Raw genomic sequence first — 20,716 nt, forward strand, 5'->3', positions numbered from 1 at the left:
GCATGGCCGAAGGCGTGATCGTCACCACCTCGACGGAAGGCTTGCAGCCGCTGGGTTCAGCGGCGCAGCGGTCCTATGAGCTGGTGAGCGACGCGGTGGCCCGGCGGTTCGGCACCGATTACGGCGCGCTTTTCGCCGAGCCGGTGGCGGCCGAGCATGGCGACCGGATCGACTGGCACGGGCCGGTGCATACGGTGCCGCTCGCCGATCTGGGCGAGACCGATCAGGCGACACTAAAAGCGCAACTGGGCGAAATGACCGCCGCGATCCGGGCCGAGGCGGCGCGGCTTCGCGACAGCGACAGTGCCGATGACCAACGTCTGGGCGAGGCACTGGATTACGCGCTGGAGATTCCCGGCACGGACATGATTTATGCCGCGCCGGTGGGGGCGGGCTGGGCGCCGGTGCTGGTGCACTGGGCGTGGCTGCGCGACGATGCGCGCGCGGTGCGCGGGGTGCTGAGCGCGATGGTGCCGCGTCCTGCCGCGCCCGAGGTGGCGGAACAGCGCGAAAGCCGCTTTCCATGGGCCTGGCTGCTCTGGCTCGGGTGGATCCTGCTGGCGCTGATGATTGCCGCGATCCTCTACCTGCTAATCGCGCCTTGCGGGGTGAAAGGTGGGCGGCTGATCTTTTGCCCGACGGACCCGCAGGCGATTGAGTCCGCCCTGAGCGAGGGAAGGGTTGCGGCCGATGAAGTCGCCGCGCTGGAACGCGAGATTGCGCTGGTGGATCGGCAATGCCATCCGACGGTGCCGGTGCTTCCCGCGACGCCCGTGCCGGAGGAGGAAACGCAGGATGAGAAAAATGCCGATCCGTCGAACCCGACGGTGGTCGAGCAGGCCATAGAAGATCGTGGCGCCAGACGGGGCGATCTGAATTTCGCGCTGGCCTGGTCGACGCGGGACGATATCGACCTCTACGTGACTTGCCCGAATGGCGCCACCGTGTCCTACCAGAACCGGACAGCCTGCGGCGGCGTTTACGATCTGGACGCCAATGTGGTGGAGGCCGAGGCGATCAACGATCCGGTGGAGAATATCGTTTTCGAGGCGGCCGAGCCGGGGATCTACACGGTGCGCGCCCACCTGCGCAGCGAACGGACATCCGGCGAGAAACAGGTGAATTTGCATGTATTGCGTCGCGATGGACCTTCGTCGAGCTATGCAGGTAAGGTGGGGGGAGCAGTGACCGAATGGACGACCAATATCAGCATTTCAAGGTAGGCCCGATGCAGAATGCCCAGACCCTTGCGCAACTGACCGACTGGCGGGACGAGATCACGCTGGTGCCCTATTCGGGGACGCAGATGCTGGATTTCGGCTTTCAGCTCGACGCGCTTGAGCTGCGCAGTGCCCGGTTTGTCGAACGGGTCGTTGGCGGCAGCGCCGAGGCCGAGGAATGGGCGCTGGTGCCGCTGACCGGGGATGCGGATACGGATGCGGCGGTGGAAGAGTCCGCGCGGGCGGATGATGACGAATATTCGGTGCGCTCGGCTGCGGCGCTTGAACCGTTTCTGAACAAATGGGTGCCCGTGCCGGTGCTGCGCATCCGCAACGATCGCGGCCCCGGTGGCGAGGAACGCTATGATGCGGGGCCGTCGGCATGGGCGCGGATGCGCGTGGTCGAACTGGACGAACCCGACGAGGACACCGGGCACACGCACCGGGTGCAGCTGGCGCTGGACACGGCGCTGATGGAATCGGCCCAGCCCTTGCAATACACCGCGCCGGAACGGGCGGACGCGGAAAAGGCGCGCGACTTCAGGCTGGTGAGCGATCCGGCGCGGATGGACTGGTTCCTGCGGCGGCTGGAACCGGACAGCGAAGGCGAGATGCTCGACTTGCAGAAATGGGTCTCGGACTGGCTGGACGATCTGTTCATGGCGCATAAGCGGGCGGAACGTCCGGGTCGCAAGATCACCCATGAGACGTTGCCGCACCGGTTCGAGCACTGGGCGCGCTACCTCGCCTTTCTGCGTCTGATCGACCACGCGGTTGAGGTACCCAAGATCCGGCTGGCCAACACGGTGAGCGAACGCGAAAGTGTGTCGCCTGTCGAGGTGGAACTGGTTCTCGACGTCGGCAACTCGCGCACCTGCGGCATCCTGATCGAACGGTTCCCCGGCGAAACTCGGCTGGATCTGGCGCGGTCTTTCCCGCTTGAGATCCGCGATCTGTCGCGGCCCGAGTTCCTCTATTCGGGCCTTTTCGACAGCCGGGTCGAGTTTTCCGAACACAAGATGGGCGATGAACGCTATGCCTCGCGCTCGGGGCGGCGCAACGGGTTTCTCTGGCCGTCCATCGTGCGGATCGGCCCCGAGGCGCTTCGACTGGTGGCCGGGGAAGAAGGGACCGAGACCGCCTCGGGCCTGTCTTCGCCGAAACGCTACCTTTGGGACGATGCGCCGGTGCAGCAGGACTGGCGGTTCCATCATCATTCCGATCCGAACAATCTCCCGAAATCTTTGCGGGCGGCGATGCGGCATCTGAACGAGGGTGGCGATGTGCTGTCGCAGATCCGCGCGGATGAGCAGGCCAAGCTGCGCCCGCGTGGCAAGACGCCGTTGAGCCCCGCCATCCGGCCGCGTTTTGCGCGGGCCTCGTTGTTTGGCTTCATGCTGGCCGAGATCATTGCCCATGCGCTGATCCAGGTGAACGCCCCGGCGAGCCGGGCGCGGCGGCCGCAGTCAGAGCTGCCCCGGCGGCTTGACCGGATTATCCTCACGCTGCCGACCGCGACCACGGCACAGGAACAGGCGATCATCCGGTCCAAGGCCAAGGGTGCGCTTGCGCTGGTCTGGACAATGCTGGGGCTGAAGGATGGCGAGAGCACGATTTCGCGGATGCCCGAGCTGGTGGTGGAATGGGACGAGGCGAGCTGTACGCAGCTGGTCTACCTTTATTCCGAGCTGACCCAGAAATTCGACGGGCGGATCGACCGGTTCCTGTCGCTCAAAGGGCGCGAGCGGGGCGGGGAGCCATCGCTGCGGCTGGCCTGTGTCGACATCGGCGGCGGCACGACCGACCTGATGGTCACGACCTATCGCGGTGAGGCCGGGCGGGTACTGCACCCCGAGCAGAAGTTCCGCGAAGGATTCCGCGTCGCCGGGGACGAGTTGATGCAGCGGGTGATCGCGACAGTTATACTCCCCGGCTTGCAGGCCGAGATCGAGGCGATGGGTGGGCGGTTCGTGGGCGAGAAGCTGCGCGAATTGTTCACTGGCGATATCGGGGGGCTGGATCAGCAGAGCGTTCAGAAACGCCGCCAGTTCGCGCTGCGGGTGTTGATGCCGGTGGCGGTGGCGATCCTGAACATCTGCGAAACCGCCGATCCCTATGAGCCGCTGAATGTCAGCCTGAGCGATGTGCTGCCGCTGGGCGAGGAGGACAATGACCTGCCTGCCGCCCTTGTCGCCTATATCGAGGATGCGGCGGCCGGGCTTGGCGCGACCGATTTCCGGCTGGCGGATGTCACGCTGGGCTTCAACCGTGAGGATGTGGATGCCGCCGCGCGCGAGGTGTTCCAGCAGGTGCTGAGCAACATGGCCGAGGTGATCGAGCATCTGGGCGTGGATGTGGTGCTGCTGACGGGGCGGCCGTCGCGGCTGCCGGCGGTGCGTTCGATCCTTGAGGAGATGATGGTGGTGCCGCCGCATCGGCTGATCTCGATGCACGCCTACAAGACCGGGCGCTGGTATCCGTTCCGCGATCCGGTGACCCAGCGCATCGGCGATCCGAAATCGACGGTGGCGGTGGGCGGTATGCTGATCGCGCTGTCGGAATCGCGCATCCCGAATTTCAAGGTCACGACACAGGCGTTCCGGATGCAGTCGACCGCGCGTTATATCGGCGAAATGGACAGTTCGGGGCAGATCATGTCCGACCGTATTTTGTTCAGCGATGTCGATCTGGATGCACGCAAGAGCGAGGCCGATATGGTGTCGAGCCTGACCATGTATGCGCCTGTCTACCTAGGTTCGCGCCAGCTGCCGCTGGAACGCTGGACGACGACGCCGCTTTACCGGCTGGATTTCGCGACGCCCGCCGCCGAAACCCGCGCACCGCTGCGCGTGACGTTTGAACGGACCGAGGCGGATGACGATCCCGAGCGCGAGTCGCCGGAATCCGTGCTGCGCCGCGAGGCCATGCGTGAGGCATTCGACGTGGTGGAACTCGAAGATAACGAGGGCACGGCGATGAAAAAGGGCGAGGTCAGGCTACGTCTGCACACGTTGGGATTCGAAGATGACTATTGGATTGATACAGGGCTGTTCCGGCTGTGAGGGATGAAACGGGCATGACGCAGGAACAGGAACAACTGGCGCAGGACTGCGCGGCGCTGACCGATCTGAACGGGCAGGCGCTTGCATGGGTGAACGACCCGGAGAACGCCGAACTGGTCGGGGCCGAGGCGCGTTCGCTCACCAAGATGATGCGGCGTGCGGCGCGGCGGTCGCGGCGGCTGGGGCGGGCGGCGGTCACGCCGATGTCGGTCAGCGTTTTCGGGCCCTCGCAGGCGGGGAAGTCCTTTCTTGTCTCGGTTCTGGCGCGCCCCGAAAATGGGCGTCTGGTCGGCGATTTCCCGGACCGGCAGCTTGACTACATCAGCGAGGTCAATCCCGAGGGAGAGGGCGAGAGCACCGGGCTGGTGACACGGTTCACCATGCGTCGCGAGCCGTGCCCCGACGGGTTTCCGATCCGCCTGACCCTGTTGAGCGAGGCGGATATCATCCGCACGATCCTCAATTCTTTCTTCAACGATGGCGATGAATCTGAAGTGCCGCCCGACCCGGCGGAACTGGCGGCCCATCTTGATGCCTACAAGGCACGCGCCGGGGCGGCGCAGCCCGGTCTGGAGGCGGACGGGGTGCAGGAAATCGGCGAATATGTCGAGAACGTTTTTCGCAAGAGCGCCTATGCGGCGGCGCTGCGCCCGTTCTGGGACGAGGCCTCTGAAATCGCGCCGGGCCTGTCGTTGGCGGATCGGGCCGGGTTCTTTTCGATCCTCTGGGGTGGGCACGAGGCGCTGGGCGAGATGTACCAGCAACTGGCCGGGGCGCTGGCGCGGCTGGGCCATGCCGAGGAGATCCATGTCGAAATGGCCGCGCTGATCCCCCGCGAGCAATCGATCATCGACGTGAAAACCCTGCGCGGGCTGCGCGGCGGCGACGTGGGGCCGGATCTGCGGGTACATGCGGCCGGGCGCGACCTGCGCCTGCCACGGTCCGAGATCTGCGCACTGGCGGCGGAACTGGTCTTTCCGATGGCCGAGCAGCCCTCGGAGCTTTTCGGGCGCACCGATCTGCTGGATTTCCCCGGTGCACGCAACCGGTTCGAGGAACCGTTGTCGAAAACGCTGGGCAATCTCGACAAGAACCTGCCCGAGCTGCTGTTGCGCGGCAAGGTAGCCTATCTTTTCGATCGTTATGTGGAAAATCAGGAAATCACATCGATGCTGCTGTGTGTGCCGGGCAGCAATATGGAAACGCTCGACCTGCCGGGGCTGGTCGATCAGTGGATTGCGCTGACCCATGGCGCCACGCCCGAACTCCGGGCGCAGACGGAGACCGCGCTGTTCTTCGTGCTGACCAAGTTCGACATGCAGCTTGGCGATTCCGCCGCCGATGGGGGCGCGATGACGCGGTTTGAACGGCGTATGAAAGCCTCGCTTCTGGAGCGGTTCGGTCGCGGACAGGACAGCTGGGTCGAGGAATGGGAGCCGGGCAGGCCGTTTGACAATTGCTATTGGCTGCGCAACCCGAATTACTTTGTCGATGGCTTGATCGACTACGACGAGAATCGGCGCGAGATCCAGATCCGGCCCGACAAGGAGGCGCGGATTGCCGAGTTGAAAGCGGGCAGTCTGGCCGCCGCGCCGGTGCGCCGCCATTTTGCCGACCCCGAGGCGGCATGGGACGCGGCGCTGACGCTGAACGATGGTGGGGTGACCTACCTGATGGAGCAGCTTGCCAAGGTCTGCAAACCCGACAGCAAACTGCGCCAGATCCGGGTGCAGCTGGACCAGATTGCCGCCGATCTGACCCGGGCGATGGCGCCATTCCATGTGTCCGACGACGTGGAACAGCGCATCGCCGAGAAACAGGAAGCGGTGACGCGGGTGATCGACGATCTGGAACAGGCGCTCGGGCGGCATCGGTTCGGGGCGGTGATGGCGGCGCTGATGGTCGATCAGGACGAGATCGAAACCCGCATCGCGCGGGTGCCAAGTTCCGTGCGGATCACCAGCGCGGTCAGCGCGGCTTCGGCCCCGGCGGCGGAAACCGTGGCCAAGGGCCCGGCGCGGCCCGGTCGTCCAGCGCGGCCCCGCCCGGTGCGTCCGGTTGAAAAGGCCGAGATCCGCACGCTGACGCTGGAACAGTTTCAGGCGGAGACGGCGATCGAGACATGGATCGACCGGCTGAAATCCCTGCGTGACGACCCGGTGCGACGCAATGCCTTTGGTCTGGGCGAAACCACAACCGCCGATCTGGTGACCGAACTGATCCACGCGGCGCGGCGTGTCGGACTGTCGCGGCGCACGGCCGAGGCGCTGCGGGCGGTCAATTTCGGCCTCAGTGTCGAAAAGCAGGCCCAGCCCGCTGCCATTCTGGGCGCCGAGAGCATCAACGGCTTTGTCGCGACCCTTGGCATGGAGGATGTACCCTTGTCGGAAAGGCCGCAGGTCGACCTGCCGGAGGGCGGCTCGCGTCCGATCTTTGCCCCACGCGCGTCGGCGGATCATGTGGACGGGTTGCCGGAACAGCCCCGCAACCTTGCCGAAGAGGTCTGGAGCGACTGGGTCTTTGCGCTGGATGCGATTGCGCTTGCCAATGCCAAGGACGGCGTTGGCGGCGAGATCAATGTCGAGCAGAACCTTGCGCTTGGACGCATTCTGACGGCGCTTGGGGAGCAGCGCGCGGCATGAGCCTGATCGTCCATCCCGATCCGCAGCAACCGGCTGGCGGTTTCGCCTTTTTCGAACTGCCGGAAGGAAGGCTGACGGGCGAGGAGGAGACGGTTGCGATCTTTGACGCCTACGGCGAACGCTGGCTGGCCGAGGGGGATGGGCAATGGCAGGCCGATCCGCATGAATTCGGCCCCTACAAGGTCTATCGTCACGAAGGGGCGGACTGGCTGCGGATTGGCCCCGAGATCGTCGACCAGATCGAGGAATATGCACCGCTGAAAATCCGCGTGGCCGGGCGCGACTATGACGTGAACTGGCCCGATGATGTGCCGCCCCGCGCCGGTGCGGCGGTACGCGGCGGGTTGCAGCCGGTGGCGCGCGCGCAGGCGGAGGAATCGGTTTCGCAGCTTGTGGGCCGGGTCCAGAATGAACCCGAACCGGTCGAGGCCGAAAAACCGAAGACGATGCCGGAGCAACCGCAGGTGGAAACAGCCGCGGTTGAGGAACCGGTGCGCAGATCGCCGCGACGGCGGCGACGCCTGCGCAGGCTGTTGCTGGCGCTTTTTGTGATCCTGCTGCTTCTGGCGGGGGGGCTGCTTTGGTGGTATTTCGATCCGTTGACCCTGCTTGCGACCGAAGAACCTGTTCAGAACAACACCGAGGAAGAAGTCATCACGCAAGAGGTCGTGCCGGAAAATCCATGTTCGCGCGAAGCGTTGCGGGCGATTTCCGGCGGGTTTGAAGGGGTCGATCAGAGGTTGCGGGAATGCGGGTCAGAGGTCTCTGCCGATACGGCATTGGCGCTGGTCGAGACCTATGCCGGGGTGGACGATCCGGCGGCGCTCTATCTCTTTGGCGCGCTTTACGATGGCGAAACGCTTGAGGCGCGGATTGAGAACCTGATCGGTCTGAGCTTTGAACCCGACGATGCAAAAGCGGCGGAATATTACGCCCGCGCCGTTGAAGCCGGGTCGGATCGGGCGACCGCGACGCTTGAGGCGACCTGCGAAAGACTGTCCGGATCGGGCGATACATTGGCGAGAGGGGCTTTTGATGATTACTGCCGGTAAAACCCTGTTTCTGTCGGCTCTGCTGGGGCTTGGGCTGAGTGCGGGGGCGGTTGTGGCGCAGGACGGCGACCGTCCGCTGCTGCGCGAGGGGCGCGAAACTGTCTATAAGCGGGTGCTGACGCGCCCCGGTGCGACGCTTATGGAGGCGCGCGATGGGGAAGAGCTGCGAGTCTACCCGGCGTTTCAGCCGCTCTATGTCTTCGCGGCCGAACCGGGTTGGGTGCAGGTGGGGCCGTCGGTTTCCGCACCGCCTGAAGGCTGGGTGACCGAGGACTCGGTTGTCGAATGGAAACAGAATATCGTCGCGGCCTTTACCAACCCGGCGGGCCGAGAGCGCCAGATCCTGTTCGAAAGCGAGGAGCGGCTGCGCGATCTGATGGAGCATGAGGCGCTGCGCGAGATGCAGGGTCAGATCCTGCAAGAGATCGAGACAGGCGAGGTGCCGGATGAGCGTGGCGTCGTCGCCGCCGAACCGCCGGTCTACGTAAACATCGTCGATCAACTCTACCTCATGCCGATCCTTGATTTCACGCAGGATCTGCATCCGCTGAACTATGACGAGAACCTGCTGATGGAGGTGGCTTCGGTACCGCTGCGTGCCGAGGGAGAGACTGCCGCGCCAACCGGCGGGACGGATGATTTCGACGTGGGGATCGTGTTTGTCTTTGATACGACCCAGTCGATGGAGCCTTATATCTCGCGCACGCAGAGCGCGGTTGAGCAGGTGGTGCGCGATATGCGCGGCTCGGATATCGGGGATCATGTGCAATTCGGCGTGGTCGGGTTCCGCGACAGTATCGAGGCCGCGCCTGCGCTTGAATACCGCACCCGGACGCTGCTGCCATTGCAACGGCGGCAGGACCAGACCGAGGTACTGGCCACGATCCGCGCGGCTACACGGGTGGCGCAGGCCGACAGCCCCGGGTTCAACGAGGACAGCCTTGCCGGGGTGGAGGATGCTATCGACCTGACCGACTGGAACGGCGGCGGCGATCCTTTCGATGCGCGGATCGTCATCCTGATCACCGATGCCGGTCCCAAGGACGCGCGCGACCCGAATGCGCGCTCGGCCATCGGTACCAAGGAATTGCAGCGCGCCGCGCAGGACAAGGGGATCGCGGTGATGACGCTGCACCTCAAGACCACCGCCGGGGGCGAGGCTCAGCATGCCTATGCGGCAGATTCCTATCGCAGCCTGTCACGGTTTCAGGACGACACCTATTACTACGGGATCGATAATGGCTCGCCACAGGCGCTGGAGGCGACGGTCAAACGGCTCGTCACGGCGATGAGCGACGTGATCCGCAGGGCACAGGATGAAACGCCGGTGCTGAGTTCGGAAGAGACCGGCGAGGAACTGGTGAACCTGGGGCTGGCGATGCAGCTTGCTTATCTTGGCCGCAAGCAGGGCGCGCAGGTGCCGGACGTGATCCGGGGCTGGGTATCGGAAAAGGCAATCGAAGACCCGTCGCGGCTGGCGATCGAGCCGCGTCTTCTCGTGACCAAGAACGAGATGGCGACCATGGCCGATTTGCTGTCGAATCTTCTGGATCTGGGCGAGCAGAGCCGCAGCGCCGAGGACGCGGCGAGCTTTTTCGCGCAGGTGCGCGACGTGGTGGCGCGGATGGCGCAGAACCCGGATAGGTTGGTGAACACGGATGCGGAAACGCTGGGCGGCGCGCTCGAATTTCTCGAAGACCTTCCGTATGAAAGTCAGCTGATGCTGACGACCGAGGAACGCTGGTCGCAAAGTGCGATGAACCGGCGGCAGATCCTTGACGGGATGCGCCAGAAGCTTGTGCAATATCGCAAGTGGCTGCTGGATCCGTCGGTCTGGACCCGGCTTTATCCCGGTGCGCCGGATGGGGAATATGTCTTTGCGATGCCGTTCGACGTTCTTCCCTGAGACCTGATGGACCGGGGCCTGCACCTGAAATCGGGACGGATCGAGCTTGCCGATGGCGAGCGGTCCTTTCGGCTCGAGGTCGACGATTTCCGGCTGGTGCCCGGGCAGGCGGTGGCGCTGACCGGGGCGAGCGGATCGGGAAAGACCCTGTTGCTGGAACTGCTTGGCCTGCTGCGCGCGCCTGCTCCGAGCGCGGTATACCATTGGGAGGGTGAGAAGGAATCGCGCGATCTTGCGGCGCTTTGGGCGAAAGGACCACGCGGGGCAGAGCTTGCCCGGATGCGCGGTGCGCTGTTCGGGTTCGTGCCGCAGACCGGCGGGCTGGTACCCTTCCTGACCGTGTCTGAAAACATCGCGCTGCCGCAGAAGGTTACCGGACGGCTCGACGCCAACCGGGTGAATGAATTGATCGAGCGGCTGGAAATCGCGGATGTGGCCGGGCTGCGGCCAGCAGCCTTGTCCATCGGTCAGCGCCAGCGCACCGCGATTGCCCGCGCCCTTGCGCATCGCCCGCCCTTTGTCGTCGCCGATGAACCGACCGCCGCGCTGGATCCCGAAGCGGCGGACCGGGTGCTGACGCTGCTGTTGGAAACCGCCGAGGCGCAAAGGACCGGGGTGATCCTGTCGTCGCATGACCTCGACCGGGTCGCGCGTTTCGGGCTTGAGCGTCACCGACTGATTGTCACCAATGACCCCGTGGTCAGTCGGCTGGAGCCTGTGACATGCTGATCCTGCGGCTGGCATGGGCGGATGTGATCCGCGACCGGTTCTTCCTGTTCTGCAACGCGGCGGTGATGGTCGGGATACTGGTGCCGCTCCTTGTGCTCTTTGGTGTTAAAAACGGGGTCTACGCGGCGCTGATCGGGGAAATGCTCGCCGATCCGGCGAATTTGCAGATTGATACGGCGGGGAACGTGACGCTGTCCGAGGCGGATATCGCGCCGCTGCGCGACTGGCCCGAGATCGCCTTTATGACCCCCAAGGTGCGCGGCCAGTTCGATTACGTGAACCTGCGCGCGGTGGACGGGCGGCGCATCCGCGCGGCGCTGATGGTGCCGACCGGCGCGGGTGACCCGACATTGCCCGAGGGCGCGACGCTTGGCGAAGGTGAGGTTGCGGTGAGCGCCCAGCTTGCCGAACAGCTTGAGTTGCAGGCGGGAGATGAGGTGCAGCTCATCACGCAGGCCGAGGACCGTCCACGCCAGCTGGTGCTGGACAAGCGGATCGGGCTGGTGCTTGACCCGGGCGCGACGTCGGGGCGGACGGTGCTGGCGCCCTTCGAGACATTGTCTTTGATCGAGGCGTTTTACGACAGCTACAGCCTGCCCAAGCATGGCATCGAAGGCAGCCGCGATCTGGCCGACCGGGTGGCGGCCTATGCCGGGCTGCGGATCTATGCGCACCGGCTTGAGGATCTGTCGGCGCTGCAGTCCCGTGTCGAAAGCGAACTGGGGCTGGGGACCACCGCCAATACACGCGCGGTCGAATCCCTTCTGGGTCTGGGGCGCAAGCTGAACATGGCGCTGGCGGGCACGGCGGTGCTGGCCGCGCTGGGGCTGGGAGCGGCACTGGTGCTGGGGTTCTGGTCTGATGTGGCGCGCAAGCGGGGGGTGCTGGCGGGTATCGCGCTGATCGGCGTGCCTAGCCGCCAGCTTGCGCTGTTCCCGGTGATACAGGCCGGGCTGACCGCCTGCCTTGGATTGATCCTGTCCTTTGCGATATTCCTTGTCGCGGGGCAGGGAGCTGAGGCGCTGTTCGGGCAGGGGCTGCCCGGGGCCGCGCCGCTGGTGCTCTTGCAGCCGGGGCAGGCGCTGGCCATCGCCGCCGTTGTGCTGGTGCTGGTGGTTCTGGCCGCCGGGGCGGCGGCCTGGTCGGCGCTGCGGCTTGACCCGGCCAGCGTGCTACGCGAGGCCGCGTGATGCACCGGTTTTGGATCCATATCGCCTGTTGTCTCGCGCTGGCGGTGCCCTCTGCGGCGCAGACGGAAACCGGCGACGCGCCCTGGCCGAAAGACCTGTACGATCCGGCCTTTGAAGGCGCACCCGCTGACCTGATCCTGCCGATGCCCTGCGGCGGGGCGATGGCGTTCCAACGGGTGAATGTGCCAATGGAGGCGCCCGATCCGATGGCCGACCGCCGGGTCCGGCTTGGGCAGACGCAGGAGGAAAGTGGCTATTCCGATTACCTGCACCCGGCCTTTCTGCGTGGCTCCTTCACCGATGAAAATTCAGGCGCGACCTATTACTACATCGCCCGGTATGAGCTGACCCGGGGCCAGTTCCGCGCGCTTAGCGGGGATTGCGAGGCACCGACGCGGGCGGATCGTATCGCGCAGGGCGAGATTTCGTGGTTCGACGCGCAGGCGCTCGCGCAGGCCTATTCCGGCTGGTTGCTGTCTGTGCGCCCACCCGAACTGCCGATGGCCGATGGTGTGCCGGGGTTCGTCCGCCTGCCGACCGAGGCCGAATGGGAATATGCAACCCGGGGCGGGGCGCGGATTGAACCGACGCTGTTTCCGGGACGTCGCTTTTTTGGCGATGGCGACCTGCGCGACTATGCGCGCTATCAGGCGCCGGGATCGTCGCGAGGTACGCTGGGTGCGGTGGGGCTGCGCAAACCCAATCCGCTTGGGCTTTACGACGTTTACGGCAATGCCGAGGAACTGATGATGGAGCCGTTCCGGCTGAACGCGCTGGGACGTGCGGGCGGGCAGGTGGGCGGCATCGTCACGCGCGGCGGTTCGGTCCTGTCGCAGGCTGCGCAGATCTATAGCGCGGTGCGTACCGAATACCCGCCCTATGACCTGTCGAGCGGACAGCCGCTGGGGGCCGAGACCTTTGGCATGCGGCTGGTCATCGCCACCCACATCACCACCTCCGACGCGCGGCTGCGCGCGATCCGCGACCGGTGGCAGGCGCTGGCCGATACGCTGGATGTGCAGACCGATGCCGATCCGCAGACCTTGCTGTCCGGGCTGATCGACGCGGAGATCGACCCGTCGCGGCGCGACGCGCTCACCGATCTTGATCTTGAATTCCGTCGCGCGACCGACCGCGCCCAGACCGCGCTGCAACAATCGGCGCGGGCGACTTTGCTGGCGGGGGCGGTGTTCGTCGATTCCATTATCGAAACGACGGCAGATATCGCGGCAAAGGCCGCCAACATCCGGATGCTGGTGGATCTGCAGCGTGCCCGGAGCCAGACGCCGGTTTATGCCCGTCAGCTTGACCGGCATGTCGAAGAGATCAACGCGATGCGGCGCGAGCAGGCGACGTTCCTCCTGTCGTTCCGCGCCGCCCTTGAATCGCTGAGTTCGGATGTGCCGGAACCGGCCCGTGTCGCAGCCTATAACGTGCTGAGCGAAGAATTGTCGCTTGCCGGGCGCGGGCAGGTGGCGCGGATGCTGGAACGTTTCTGGGAAGACCTTGCGTATTACGGGGCGCATCCGGATCTGGAAATCGACGCGCTGCGTGACCTCGCGCTTCAGTGAGATCGGCACGGGGGGCCGAACGGTGCGAATTTGCGCCAATTCCCCTTAATTTGATCGCGCTGATCGGTATGCACGCTTGACTTTCAAGTCTATGTTTGTTCGTCTCTTGTTCCATGGCGGGGAGTCATTGACCACCGTACCAATCATGTTGCGTGCGCGTGGCTGACCAAAGTTTGCTACCGGAGGGTTTCTTTATCATGTTTAAAACAAAACACATTTGTGCGTCATTCGTTGCTGCCAGCCTTGTGGCGGTGCCGGTTCAGCGGGCTCAGGCCAACGAGGCTGCGGCATTTCTGGGCGGTGCGCTTCTCAGCGGCATCATCGTGAACGAAGTTAACAAGAACAAGCGTCGCAAGACCTATAGCAGCTCGAATTCGGCGGCTTACTCGGCGCAGCGCGCCCAGAACCGGCAGGTTCAGACCGCGCTGAACTATTTCGGCTATAATGTCGGCAGCGCCGATGGTGTGCTGGGCAGCCGTTCGCGCGCGGGGATCTCGCAGTATCAGGCGCAGATGGGGTTCAACCCGGATGGTCGGCTTGACGATTACGAGCGTGACTTCCTGCTGGGCAGCCACCAGCGTGCGCTCGCAAGCTCGCATGTAGCGCCCTATAACCAGATCATCGCGTCGCAGGGGCCGTCCGGTCTGCTGCGGACCTATCGCAACGAACAGCTTGGCATTTCGACCACAGCCGCAGTTCAGCCCGCGCCGGCTCCTGCTCCGATTCCTGCGCCGGCCCCTGCACCGGTTGCGGCGGCAGCAGCGCCTGCACCGGCTCCCGCGCCTGCACCGGCGCCGGCCCCGACACAGCCTGTCACCACCCGGTCGGAAACCGCAACGCTGCCTAACTTTACCTTTGGGCAGACCGACCGCTCGGTCAACGAGCACTGCAACGAGATCAATGTGCTGACTGCCGCCAATGGCGGGATCACCGCGCCGGGCCGCGTGTCGGATTCCGAATTCGTGCTGAACGAACAGTTCTGCCTTGCCCGGACCCATGCGATGGCGGAAAGCAGCTCGATCACCGCGACGATCCCGAACATGACGGATTCGCAGATCGAGGCACAGTGCGGCGGTCTTGCGCAGGTCATCGCGCCGCAGCTTGACGGTCTGTCGACCAAGCGTCCCGATCAGGTGATCAGCGATGCGTCGGCCGTGCTGCAAAGCTCGGGCCAGCCGATGGATCAGCTTGTCTCGGGGGGCAAGGTCTGCCTGGGTGTTGGCTACCGTATCGACGATGCGCAGATGGCGCTGGCTTCGGCCGTGCTGCTCGCTTCGGCCGGTCAGCTTGGCTATGGCGAAGCTGTGAGTCACCACATGCGCGAAGGCTTTGGCACATCCAAGGCGGATGCGTCCAAGTCGACCGCATGGATGAACCTCGCGATGGACTCGGTCTCTTCGACCGCGGGTGCGGCCGTGATGGGCCAGTCGCCTGACCGTGTCGCCGTCATCGAAGAAGCGCTGAGCGGCAGCGGCGGCGGCGCAAGCAGTGCGGCGCTCCCGGTCTTCTCGGTGCCGAAGAACTGATCGACACGACATTCCGGAAATAGGGGAATCGCCTGCCGTCTTCGGCGGGCGATTTTCGTTTCCGCCAAGGACAGCCATTTCAGGCACGGGCCGATTGCCGGAACATGCGTCCCCTGGGCACAGACATGCGGAACTTAACGTCTTTATGACGCGCGGGTGCTTGAATGCTTGGCGGGGCTGATCTAGCTAGACCTCAAACGGTGCAACGGAAAGCCGCCCTAATGACCTATATCGTCAACGACAACTGCATTGCCTGCAAATACACCGACTGCGTCGAAGTCTGTCCTGTGGACTGCTTCTACGAAGGCGAGAACATGCTGGTCATCCATCCGGATGAATGCATCGACTGCGGCGTGTGCGAACCGGAATGCCCCGCGGATGCGATCCGTCCGGACACCGATCCAGAGGCCGAGAAATGGGTGGAATTCAACCGTAAGTATTCCGAGCTCTGGCCGGTCATCATCACCCGCAAAGATCCGCTGCCCGAGGCCGAGGAGCGCGACGGCGAAGAGGGCAAGCTGGACAAATACTTTTCGGAAGCTCCGGGCGAGGGCGGCTAATCGATTCGCCCTTTGCCTTGCACGGCAAGGCATGCCACAGTGCGAAAAATGCCGTGATTCACTGAGGTTTCGAAGATGATCCAACGTCATCTTCCAATCATGCAGTTTTTGTGATACATTTATCCGATAGATGATGGAAAATACCGGATCGTCCGCGACGCGCTCACGTCGGGATGGGCATATCGGAGATTGAGAACGCTGTTGGACGGGTCATGGATGTGGCCCGCTGCGGTGTCTTTGTCGCCTAAAGCACCCGGTCTGCAAGGAAGTGCTGAATGACCAAATCAAAGAAGCTGGAATTTCGTCCCAACGAGTATGTTGTTTACCCGGCGCATGGCGTCGGTCAGATCGTATCCATCGAGGAGCAGGAAGTCGCGGGTATCGCGCTTGAACTCTTTGTGATCTCCTTTGAAAAAGACAAGATGACCCTGCGGGTGCCCACGAACAAGGCGACCGAGATCGGCATGCGCTCGCTAAGCTCGCCCGACGTGATCAGCCAGGCGATGAAGACGCTCAAGGGCAAGGCCAAGGTCAAGCGGGCGATGTGGTCGCGTCGCGCGCAGGAATATGAACAGAAAATCAACTCGGGCGACCTGATCTCGATTGCGGAGGTCGTGCGCGACCTGCACCGTACCGACGATCAGCGTGAGCAGAGCTACTCCGAGCGTCAGCTCTATGAAGCGGCTCTGGAACGCCTGACCCGCGAAGTCGCGGCTGTCAGCGGCGGCGATGAAACCGTTGCGGCCAAGCAGGTCGACGATGTGCTGATGTCGCGCGCCGCCTGATAAAGCCTAACAAGATTTGTGAAGAACCGGTCGTCCCTTGGGCGGCCGGTTTTTTATGCGGCGGTGAAAGCGATGAGCAGGGTGATTTCGCTGACTTGCTGGCTGGCCCCAAGAATGTCGCCGGTCTGGCCGCCGATCTTGCGTTTGGCGATCACGGCGAGAATGCCGACGGCCAAGACGGCCAACAGGAATGGCCCGATTACCTCAGGACCGCTCGCCAACAGCGCAATGATAAGACCAAGCGCAAGCGCGCCTATACTGGTTGTCCAGCCGGGCCGTCCGACGCTGTGCGACAGACCGTCCGCGCGGGCATGGGGCAAGGCCGTCATCATCGCAGGCAGAACAGCGCGTGACAGAACGGCAACGGCGAGGATCGTCACGACTCCGGTTTCGAGAATTGCCGCCAGCGCCATCCAGCGCAGGCCCAGTGAGAGGATCAGGGCAAGCACGCCATAACTGCCGATGGCGCTGTCCTTCATGATTTCGAGCCTCCGGGCGCGGTCGAACCCGCCCCAGAGACCGTCGGCGGTATCGGCCAGACCGTCCTCGTGCATGGCGCCGGTCACCATGATTTGCACGGCCATTACCAGCCCGGCGGCGATCAGGGGCGAAATGCCCACGGCAAGGGCCGCCCAGCCAGCAAACGCCGCTGGAACGGCGACCGTAAGCCCGGCCAGCGGAAAGGCCCAAGCGGCACTGGCCTGACGTTGAAAAGCACTCGCGGCAAGCGTGGGCAGGGGCAGTCGCGTCAGCAGAACGCAGGCAAGCAACGGGTCCGTAAGTGAAATCCGACCGGCTGTTTTGCCACCTTCCATGCGCGGCGCCCTTTCTTGGGGTTGTGATGCTCTACCCAGCGGTTAAACAACGGGGTCAGTTTCGATGCAATGAGGCTTTCAATGCTGCCCGATCTTACAAACATGGACACGTTACGCGATCTGTTGAGATCCGCCCCGGGGATCGGGGTCGATGCACGGGCCGCCGCGACAGAACGCAATGCCCAGCTGACCAAGCCGCCGGGGGCGCTGGGGCGTCTCGAGGATCTGGCGATCTGGTACGCAGGCTGGCGGGGCGAGGCGCGGCCCAGCATCGCGACGCCGCATGTGATCGTATTCGCAGGCAACCACGGGGTGACGGCACAGGGCGTTTCGGCCTTTCCGCCAGCGGTGACCGAGCAGATGGTCGCGAATTTCCAGCATGGGGGCGCGGCGATCAACCAGCTTGCACAGGCGGCAGGCGCACGGATGGATGTGCATGCGCTTGAGCTCGACCGCCCGACCGGGGATTTCACCGAACAGGCCGCCATGAGCGACGAGGAATGTCTCGACGCGCTGCGCCGGGGCTGGTCGGCGGTGGACCTGTCCGCCGATCTTTTGGTGGTCGGAGAGATGGGCATCGGCAATACCACATCGGCAGCGGCACTCTGCCATGCGCTCTTTGGTGGCAATGCGGCTGACTGGACCGGGCGTGGCACCGGAGTCGATGAGGCGGGGCTTTCGATCAAGACTCAGGTGGTCGCACGGGCGGTAGGGCTGCATGGCGGGGCAGGCGATGGTCTGTCGCTGCTGGCCCGACTTGGCGGGCGCGAAGTCGCGGCGATGGCGGGTGCTATCGCGGCTGCACGGGTGTTGCGCATTCCGGTGATCCTTGACGGGTTCATCTGCTGCGCGGCGGCGGCATGCCTGCAGAATGTGGCGGCAGGAGCGCTTGATCACGCCGTCGCAGGCCACCAGAGCGCCGAAGGCGCCCACGGCGCGCTGCTGCAACGGCTGGGCAAGGATCCGATCCTGTCGCTGGGCCTGCGGCTTGGCGAAGGCTCTGGCGCGGCACTTGCGATCAATATCCTCAAGAGCGCGGTGGCCTGTCACAGCGGCATGGCGACATTCGCCGAGGCGGGCGTTGCGGCTGGAAACTGAGTGATCGCCCGGTCCCGAAACCGGGCGATCCTTTACGCTGACTTGCGGTTGTTTTCGTAAACGCGGTTCAGCAGCGCGGCTTCTAGTTCTTTCTCAAGCTCCTTGGCCTTGGCGATATAGGCCGCGTTTTCGCTGGCCGGGATGTTCGGATCCCAGACTTCGGCCAGTTGCCGGACCGTGACCCGGTCATGGGCATAGAAGGTCTGAGCCGCCTCGCTTGCCTCGTATTCCGAAAGGCCGATGTTCTCGAGCACGTAGCGCCCGGCACGCAGAGAGCTGTCGAACATCTCGCGTACAATGTCGTTCGCGCCCGCCTTGTAGAGTTCGAACACGTGCGGGCGGTCATAGGCACGGGCCACGATATGCAGGTCGGGGCGCTGGCGGCGCGCATAGGCTACCAGCATCGTGGCCTTGTCCTTGTCATCCATCGCCACGACCAGCACGCGCGCCTTCTGCAAGCCCGCCGCGCGCAGCAGCTCGGGCCGGGTCGGATCGCCAAGGAACCCCTTGAACCCGAAACGCCGCATCAGCTGGATCGTTTGCATGTCGTGGTCAAGCACGATGGTCTTGAACCCGCTGGCTTGTACCAGCCGGTTGACGATCTGTCCGAAACGGCCAATCCCGGCGATGATGACGGGGCCTTCCTCGTCGATCTCGTCGGGTTTGTATTTGGGGCCTGCCACATCGCTCATCCGGCGCGAAATCACCTCGTACAGGATGAACAGGAGCGGGGTGATCAGCATCGTCAGGGCGACGATCAGCAACAGTTTTTCCGCGACATCGCCGGGGATGACGTTCTGCTGGGTCGAAAAGGAAATCAGCACGAACCCGAATTCCCCGGCCTGCGCCAGCGAGAGGGTAAAGAGCCAGCGGTCGCGCCCCTTGAGCTTGAAGGCGCGTCCCAGCAGGTAAAGCACGATGCCCTTGACCAGAATGACCAGCACGGCCAGCCCGATCAGGTCGGCGGCATCCGCAAAAAAGGCGGTGAAGTTGATACCCGCGCCCACGGTGATAAAGAACAGCCCCAGCAGCAGCCCCTTGAACGGTTCAAGGTCGCTTTCCAGCTCGTGCCTGAATTCGCTGTTGGCAAGCACCACGCCCGCGAGGAACGCACCAAGCGCGGGTGACAGGCCCACCAGCGTCATCAGAAAGGAAATGCCGACCACGATCAGCAGCGCCAGTGCCGTATACATCTCGCGCAGGCCCGCCACATGGATGAACCGGAACACGGGCCGCGTCAGGTAGATGCCCGCAAGGATGACCAGACCGATCACGCCGATCGTCACCAGCGTGACCGCCCAGCCCGGAAGGCCCTCGACGAGAGATACCGCATGGCCATGCCCGCCGGCGGCGGCCTCGTGTATCGCAAGGGAAATCGACCCGTCGTCATTGATCGCGCCGTAGATTTCATTGACGGCAAGAAGCGGCAGCAAGGCAAGGATCGGGATCACCGCGATATCCTGCGTCAGCAGCACCGAAAAGGCGGAACGCCCGCCGCCCGTCTGCATCAGCCCCTTTTCCGACAGGGTCTGAAGCACGATGGCGGTCGAGGAGAGCGACAGGGCAAGACCGATGGCGACGGCGGTCGCAAAGGGCTGCCCGGCGACAATGGCGGCGGCCATGATGACCAACGTGCTGAGGACGACCTGCAAGCCGCCCAGACCGATCAGCTTGTGGCGCATGTTCCAGAGCGCCCTCGGTTCGAGTTCGAGACCGATCAGGAACAGCATCATCACGACGCCGAATTCGGCGAAATGGCGCAGTTCTTCCATTTCGGAGCCGACTAGATGGAGCACCGGACCGATGACGATGCCCGCCGCCAGATACCCAAGCACGGATCCAAGGCCAAGCCGGGCAGCAATCGGAACCGCGATCACCGCGGCAGCCAGATAGATCGAGGCTTGGTAGAGGAAACTATCCATTGTCAGTCGGTTCCTTCCCGAGAGGGACGAAGTACATGTTCACGTCGGCAGCGGCGCGTCGCGTTTGAGCTGATCCATCACGATCTGGCTTTGCACGCGCGCCACGGCGGGGTGCGGCAGGATGACTTCGTGTATCAGCGCATTCAGGGCGGGCAAATCACTGCAATAGACGCGTAACAGATAATCAGCTTCGCCGGTCATGGTCCATGCGCTTGTGATCTCGGCCCGGGATCGGATCAGACGTGCGAAAGAGGCGGATTGCTCGGGGCCGTGGGTGCCAAGCTGGACCTGCACGAAACCCTGCACGCTGAGTCCGAGACGCAGCGGGTCGAGCCGCGCCGAATAGCCCTGGATAATGCCATCGGCCTCAAGCCGCTGGCGGCGGCGCCCGGCCTGGCTGGGCGAGAGGTTCAGAAGCTCACCCAATTCCTGCGCTGTCAGATGCGCATTGCCCTGCAGCGCCGCGAGCAGGCGTGTATCCGTGTCATCAAGCATATGCGGCGAATCCTTTATTCTTACTTACATAGTGCATGTTTCCCGCATAACTACCCCTGATCCTAATCGAAAACGCGCAACTTTAGCATGAAGTTTGCGTTACGATTTGGCTAACCAGAAATGACAGCCAGAGGAGAAGCGAA

Annotated in this window: 15 protein-coding genes; 12 read left to right on the forward strand and 3 right to left on the reverse strand. The window is 64.0% G+C overall.

The genetic code is table 11. The annotated features are described in order from the left end of the window. Nucleotides 1–2 precede the first annotated feature (2 nt). The 11 genes from MF268_RS07350 (at nucleotide 3) to MF268_RS07400 (ending at nucleotide 16,243) form a co-directional block, all read left to right on the forward strand. Nucleotides 3–1,223: a hypothetical protein gene (locus tag MF268_RS07350; protein ID WP_238370260.1), complete on the forward strand. Its 1,221-nt coding sequence runs from the start codon at nucleotides 3–5 to the stop codon at nucleotides 1,221–1,223. Continuing rightward, nucleotides 1,193–4,282: a virulence factor SrfB gene (locus tag MF268_RS07355; protein WP_238370261.1), complete on the forward strand. Its 3,090-nt coding sequence runs from the start codon at nucleotides 1,193–1,195 to the stop codon at nucleotides 4,280–4,282. The genes MF268_RS07350 and MF268_RS07355 overlap by 31 nt, the downstream gene beginning before the upstream one ends. A 14-nt stretch (nucleotides 4,283–4,296) precedes the next feature. Beyond that, nucleotides 4,297–6,924, forward strand: a complete 2,628-nt coding sequence (locus MF268_RS07360; protein WP_238370262.1) for a virulence factor SrfC family protein — start codon at nucleotides 4,297–4,299, stop codon at nucleotides 6,922–6,924. Beyond that, nucleotides 6,921–7,976 carry a hypothetical protein gene (locus MF268_RS07365; protein ID WP_238370263.1) on the forward strand — a complete coding sequence of 352 codons (1,056 nt, stop codon included), beginning with the start codon at nucleotides 6,921–6,923 and terminating at the stop codon, nucleotides 7,974–7,976. The genes MF268_RS07360 and MF268_RS07365 overlap by 4 nt, the downstream gene beginning before the upstream one ends. Further along, on the forward strand, nucleotides 7,960–9,882 hold the full coding sequence (locus MF268_RS07370) for a vWA domain-containing protein (RefSeq protein WP_238370264.1): 1,923 nt from the start codon (nucleotides 7,960–7,962) through the stop codon (nucleotides 9,880–9,882). The genes MF268_RS07365 and MF268_RS07370 overlap by 17 nt, the downstream gene beginning before the upstream one ends. A 6-nt stretch (nucleotides 9,883–9,888) precedes the next feature. Further along, the gene (locus tag MF268_RS07375) at nucleotides 9,889–10,611 is read left to right on the forward strand and encodes an ABC transporter ATP-binding protein (protein WP_238370265.1); all 723 of its coding nucleotides are present in this window, start codon (nucleotides 9,889–9,891) and stop codon (nucleotides 10,609–10,611) included. Further along, nucleotides 10,605–11,801 carry an ABC transporter permease gene (locus MF268_RS07380; RefSeq protein ID WP_238370266.1) on the forward strand — a complete coding sequence of 399 codons (1,197 nt, stop codon included), beginning with the start codon at nucleotides 10,605–10,607 and terminating at the stop codon, nucleotides 11,799–11,801. Before MF268_RS07375 ends, MF268_RS07380 begins: the two co-directional genes overlap by 7 nt. Then, nucleotides 11,801–13,372 carry a formylglycine-generating enzyme family protein gene (locus MF268_RS07385; RefSeq protein WP_238370267.1) on the forward strand — a complete coding sequence of 524 codons (1,572 nt, stop codon included), beginning with the start codon at nucleotides 11,801–11,803 and terminating at the stop codon, nucleotides 13,370–13,372. Before MF268_RS07380 ends, MF268_RS07385 begins: the two co-directional genes overlap by 1 nt. Nucleotides 13,373–13,569: 197 nt before the next feature. Further along, nucleotides 13,570–14,898 carry a peptidoglycan-binding domain-containing protein gene (locus MF268_RS07390; RefSeq protein WP_238370268.1) on the forward strand — a complete coding sequence of 443 codons (1,329 nt, stop codon included), beginning with the start codon at nucleotides 13,570–13,572 and terminating at the stop codon, nucleotides 14,896–14,898. 221 nt (nucleotides 14,899–15,119) lie between these two features. Further along, the gene (gene fdxA / locus MF268_RS07395) at nucleotides 15,120–15,458 is read left to right on the forward strand and encodes a ferredoxin FdxA (protein WP_088635587.1); all 339 of its coding nucleotides are present in this window, start codon (nucleotides 15,120–15,122) and stop codon (nucleotides 15,456–15,458) included. 275 nt (nucleotides 15,459–15,733) lie between these two features. After that, complete coding sequence (locus MF268_RS07400; RefSeq protein WP_088635588.1) at nucleotides 15,734–16,243, forward strand: CarD family transcriptional regulator; 510 nt, start codon at nucleotides 15,734–15,736, stop codon at nucleotides 16,241–16,243. A gap of 53 nt (nucleotides 16,244–16,296) precedes the next feature. Here the strand turns inward: MF268_RS07400 and cobS are convergent, their stop codons facing one another. Continuing rightward, the gene (cobS, locus tag MF268_RS07405) at nucleotides 16,297–17,058 is read right to left on the reverse strand and encodes an adenosylcobinamide-GDP ribazoletransferase (protein ID WP_238370269.1); all 762 of its coding nucleotides are present in this window, start codon (nucleotides 17,056–17,058) and stop codon (nucleotides 16,297–16,299) included. An 81-nt stretch (nucleotides 17,059–17,139) separates the two neighbouring features. On the opposite strand from cobS, the gene cobT reads away from it, so the two are divergent. Further along, nucleotides 17,140–18,156 (forward strand): nicotinate-nucleotide--dimethylbenzimidazole phosphoribosyltransferase, encoded by a 1,017-nt coding sequence (gene cobT / locus MF268_RS07410; protein ID WP_238370270.1) that lies wholly within the window; start codon nucleotides 17,140–17,142, stop codon nucleotides 18,154–18,156. Between the two features lie 32 nt (nucleotides 18,157–18,188). Here the strand turns inward: cobT and MF268_RS07415 are convergent, their stop codons facing one another. Next, complete coding sequence (locus tag MF268_RS07415) at nucleotides 18,189–20,078, reverse strand: monovalent cation:proton antiporter-2 (CPA2) family protein (RefSeq protein WP_238370271.1); 1,890 nt, start codon at nucleotides 20,076–20,078, stop codon at nucleotides 18,189–18,191. A 39-nt stretch (nucleotides 20,079–20,117) separates the two neighbouring features. Then, the gene (locus MF268_RS07420; protein WP_088635592.1) at nucleotides 20,118–20,573 is read right to left on the reverse strand and encodes an Lrp/AsnC family transcriptional regulator; all 456 of its coding nucleotides are present in this window, start codon (nucleotides 20,571–20,573) and stop codon (nucleotides 20,118–20,120) included. Nucleotides 20,574–20,716 lie beyond the last annotated feature (143 nt).

This window comes from Heliomarina baculiformis, from assembly GCF_019966545.1.
GTDB classification, from domain to species: domain Bacteria; phylum Pseudomonadota; class Alphaproteobacteria; order Rhodobacterales; family Rhodobacteraceae; genus Heliomarina; species Heliomarina baculiformis.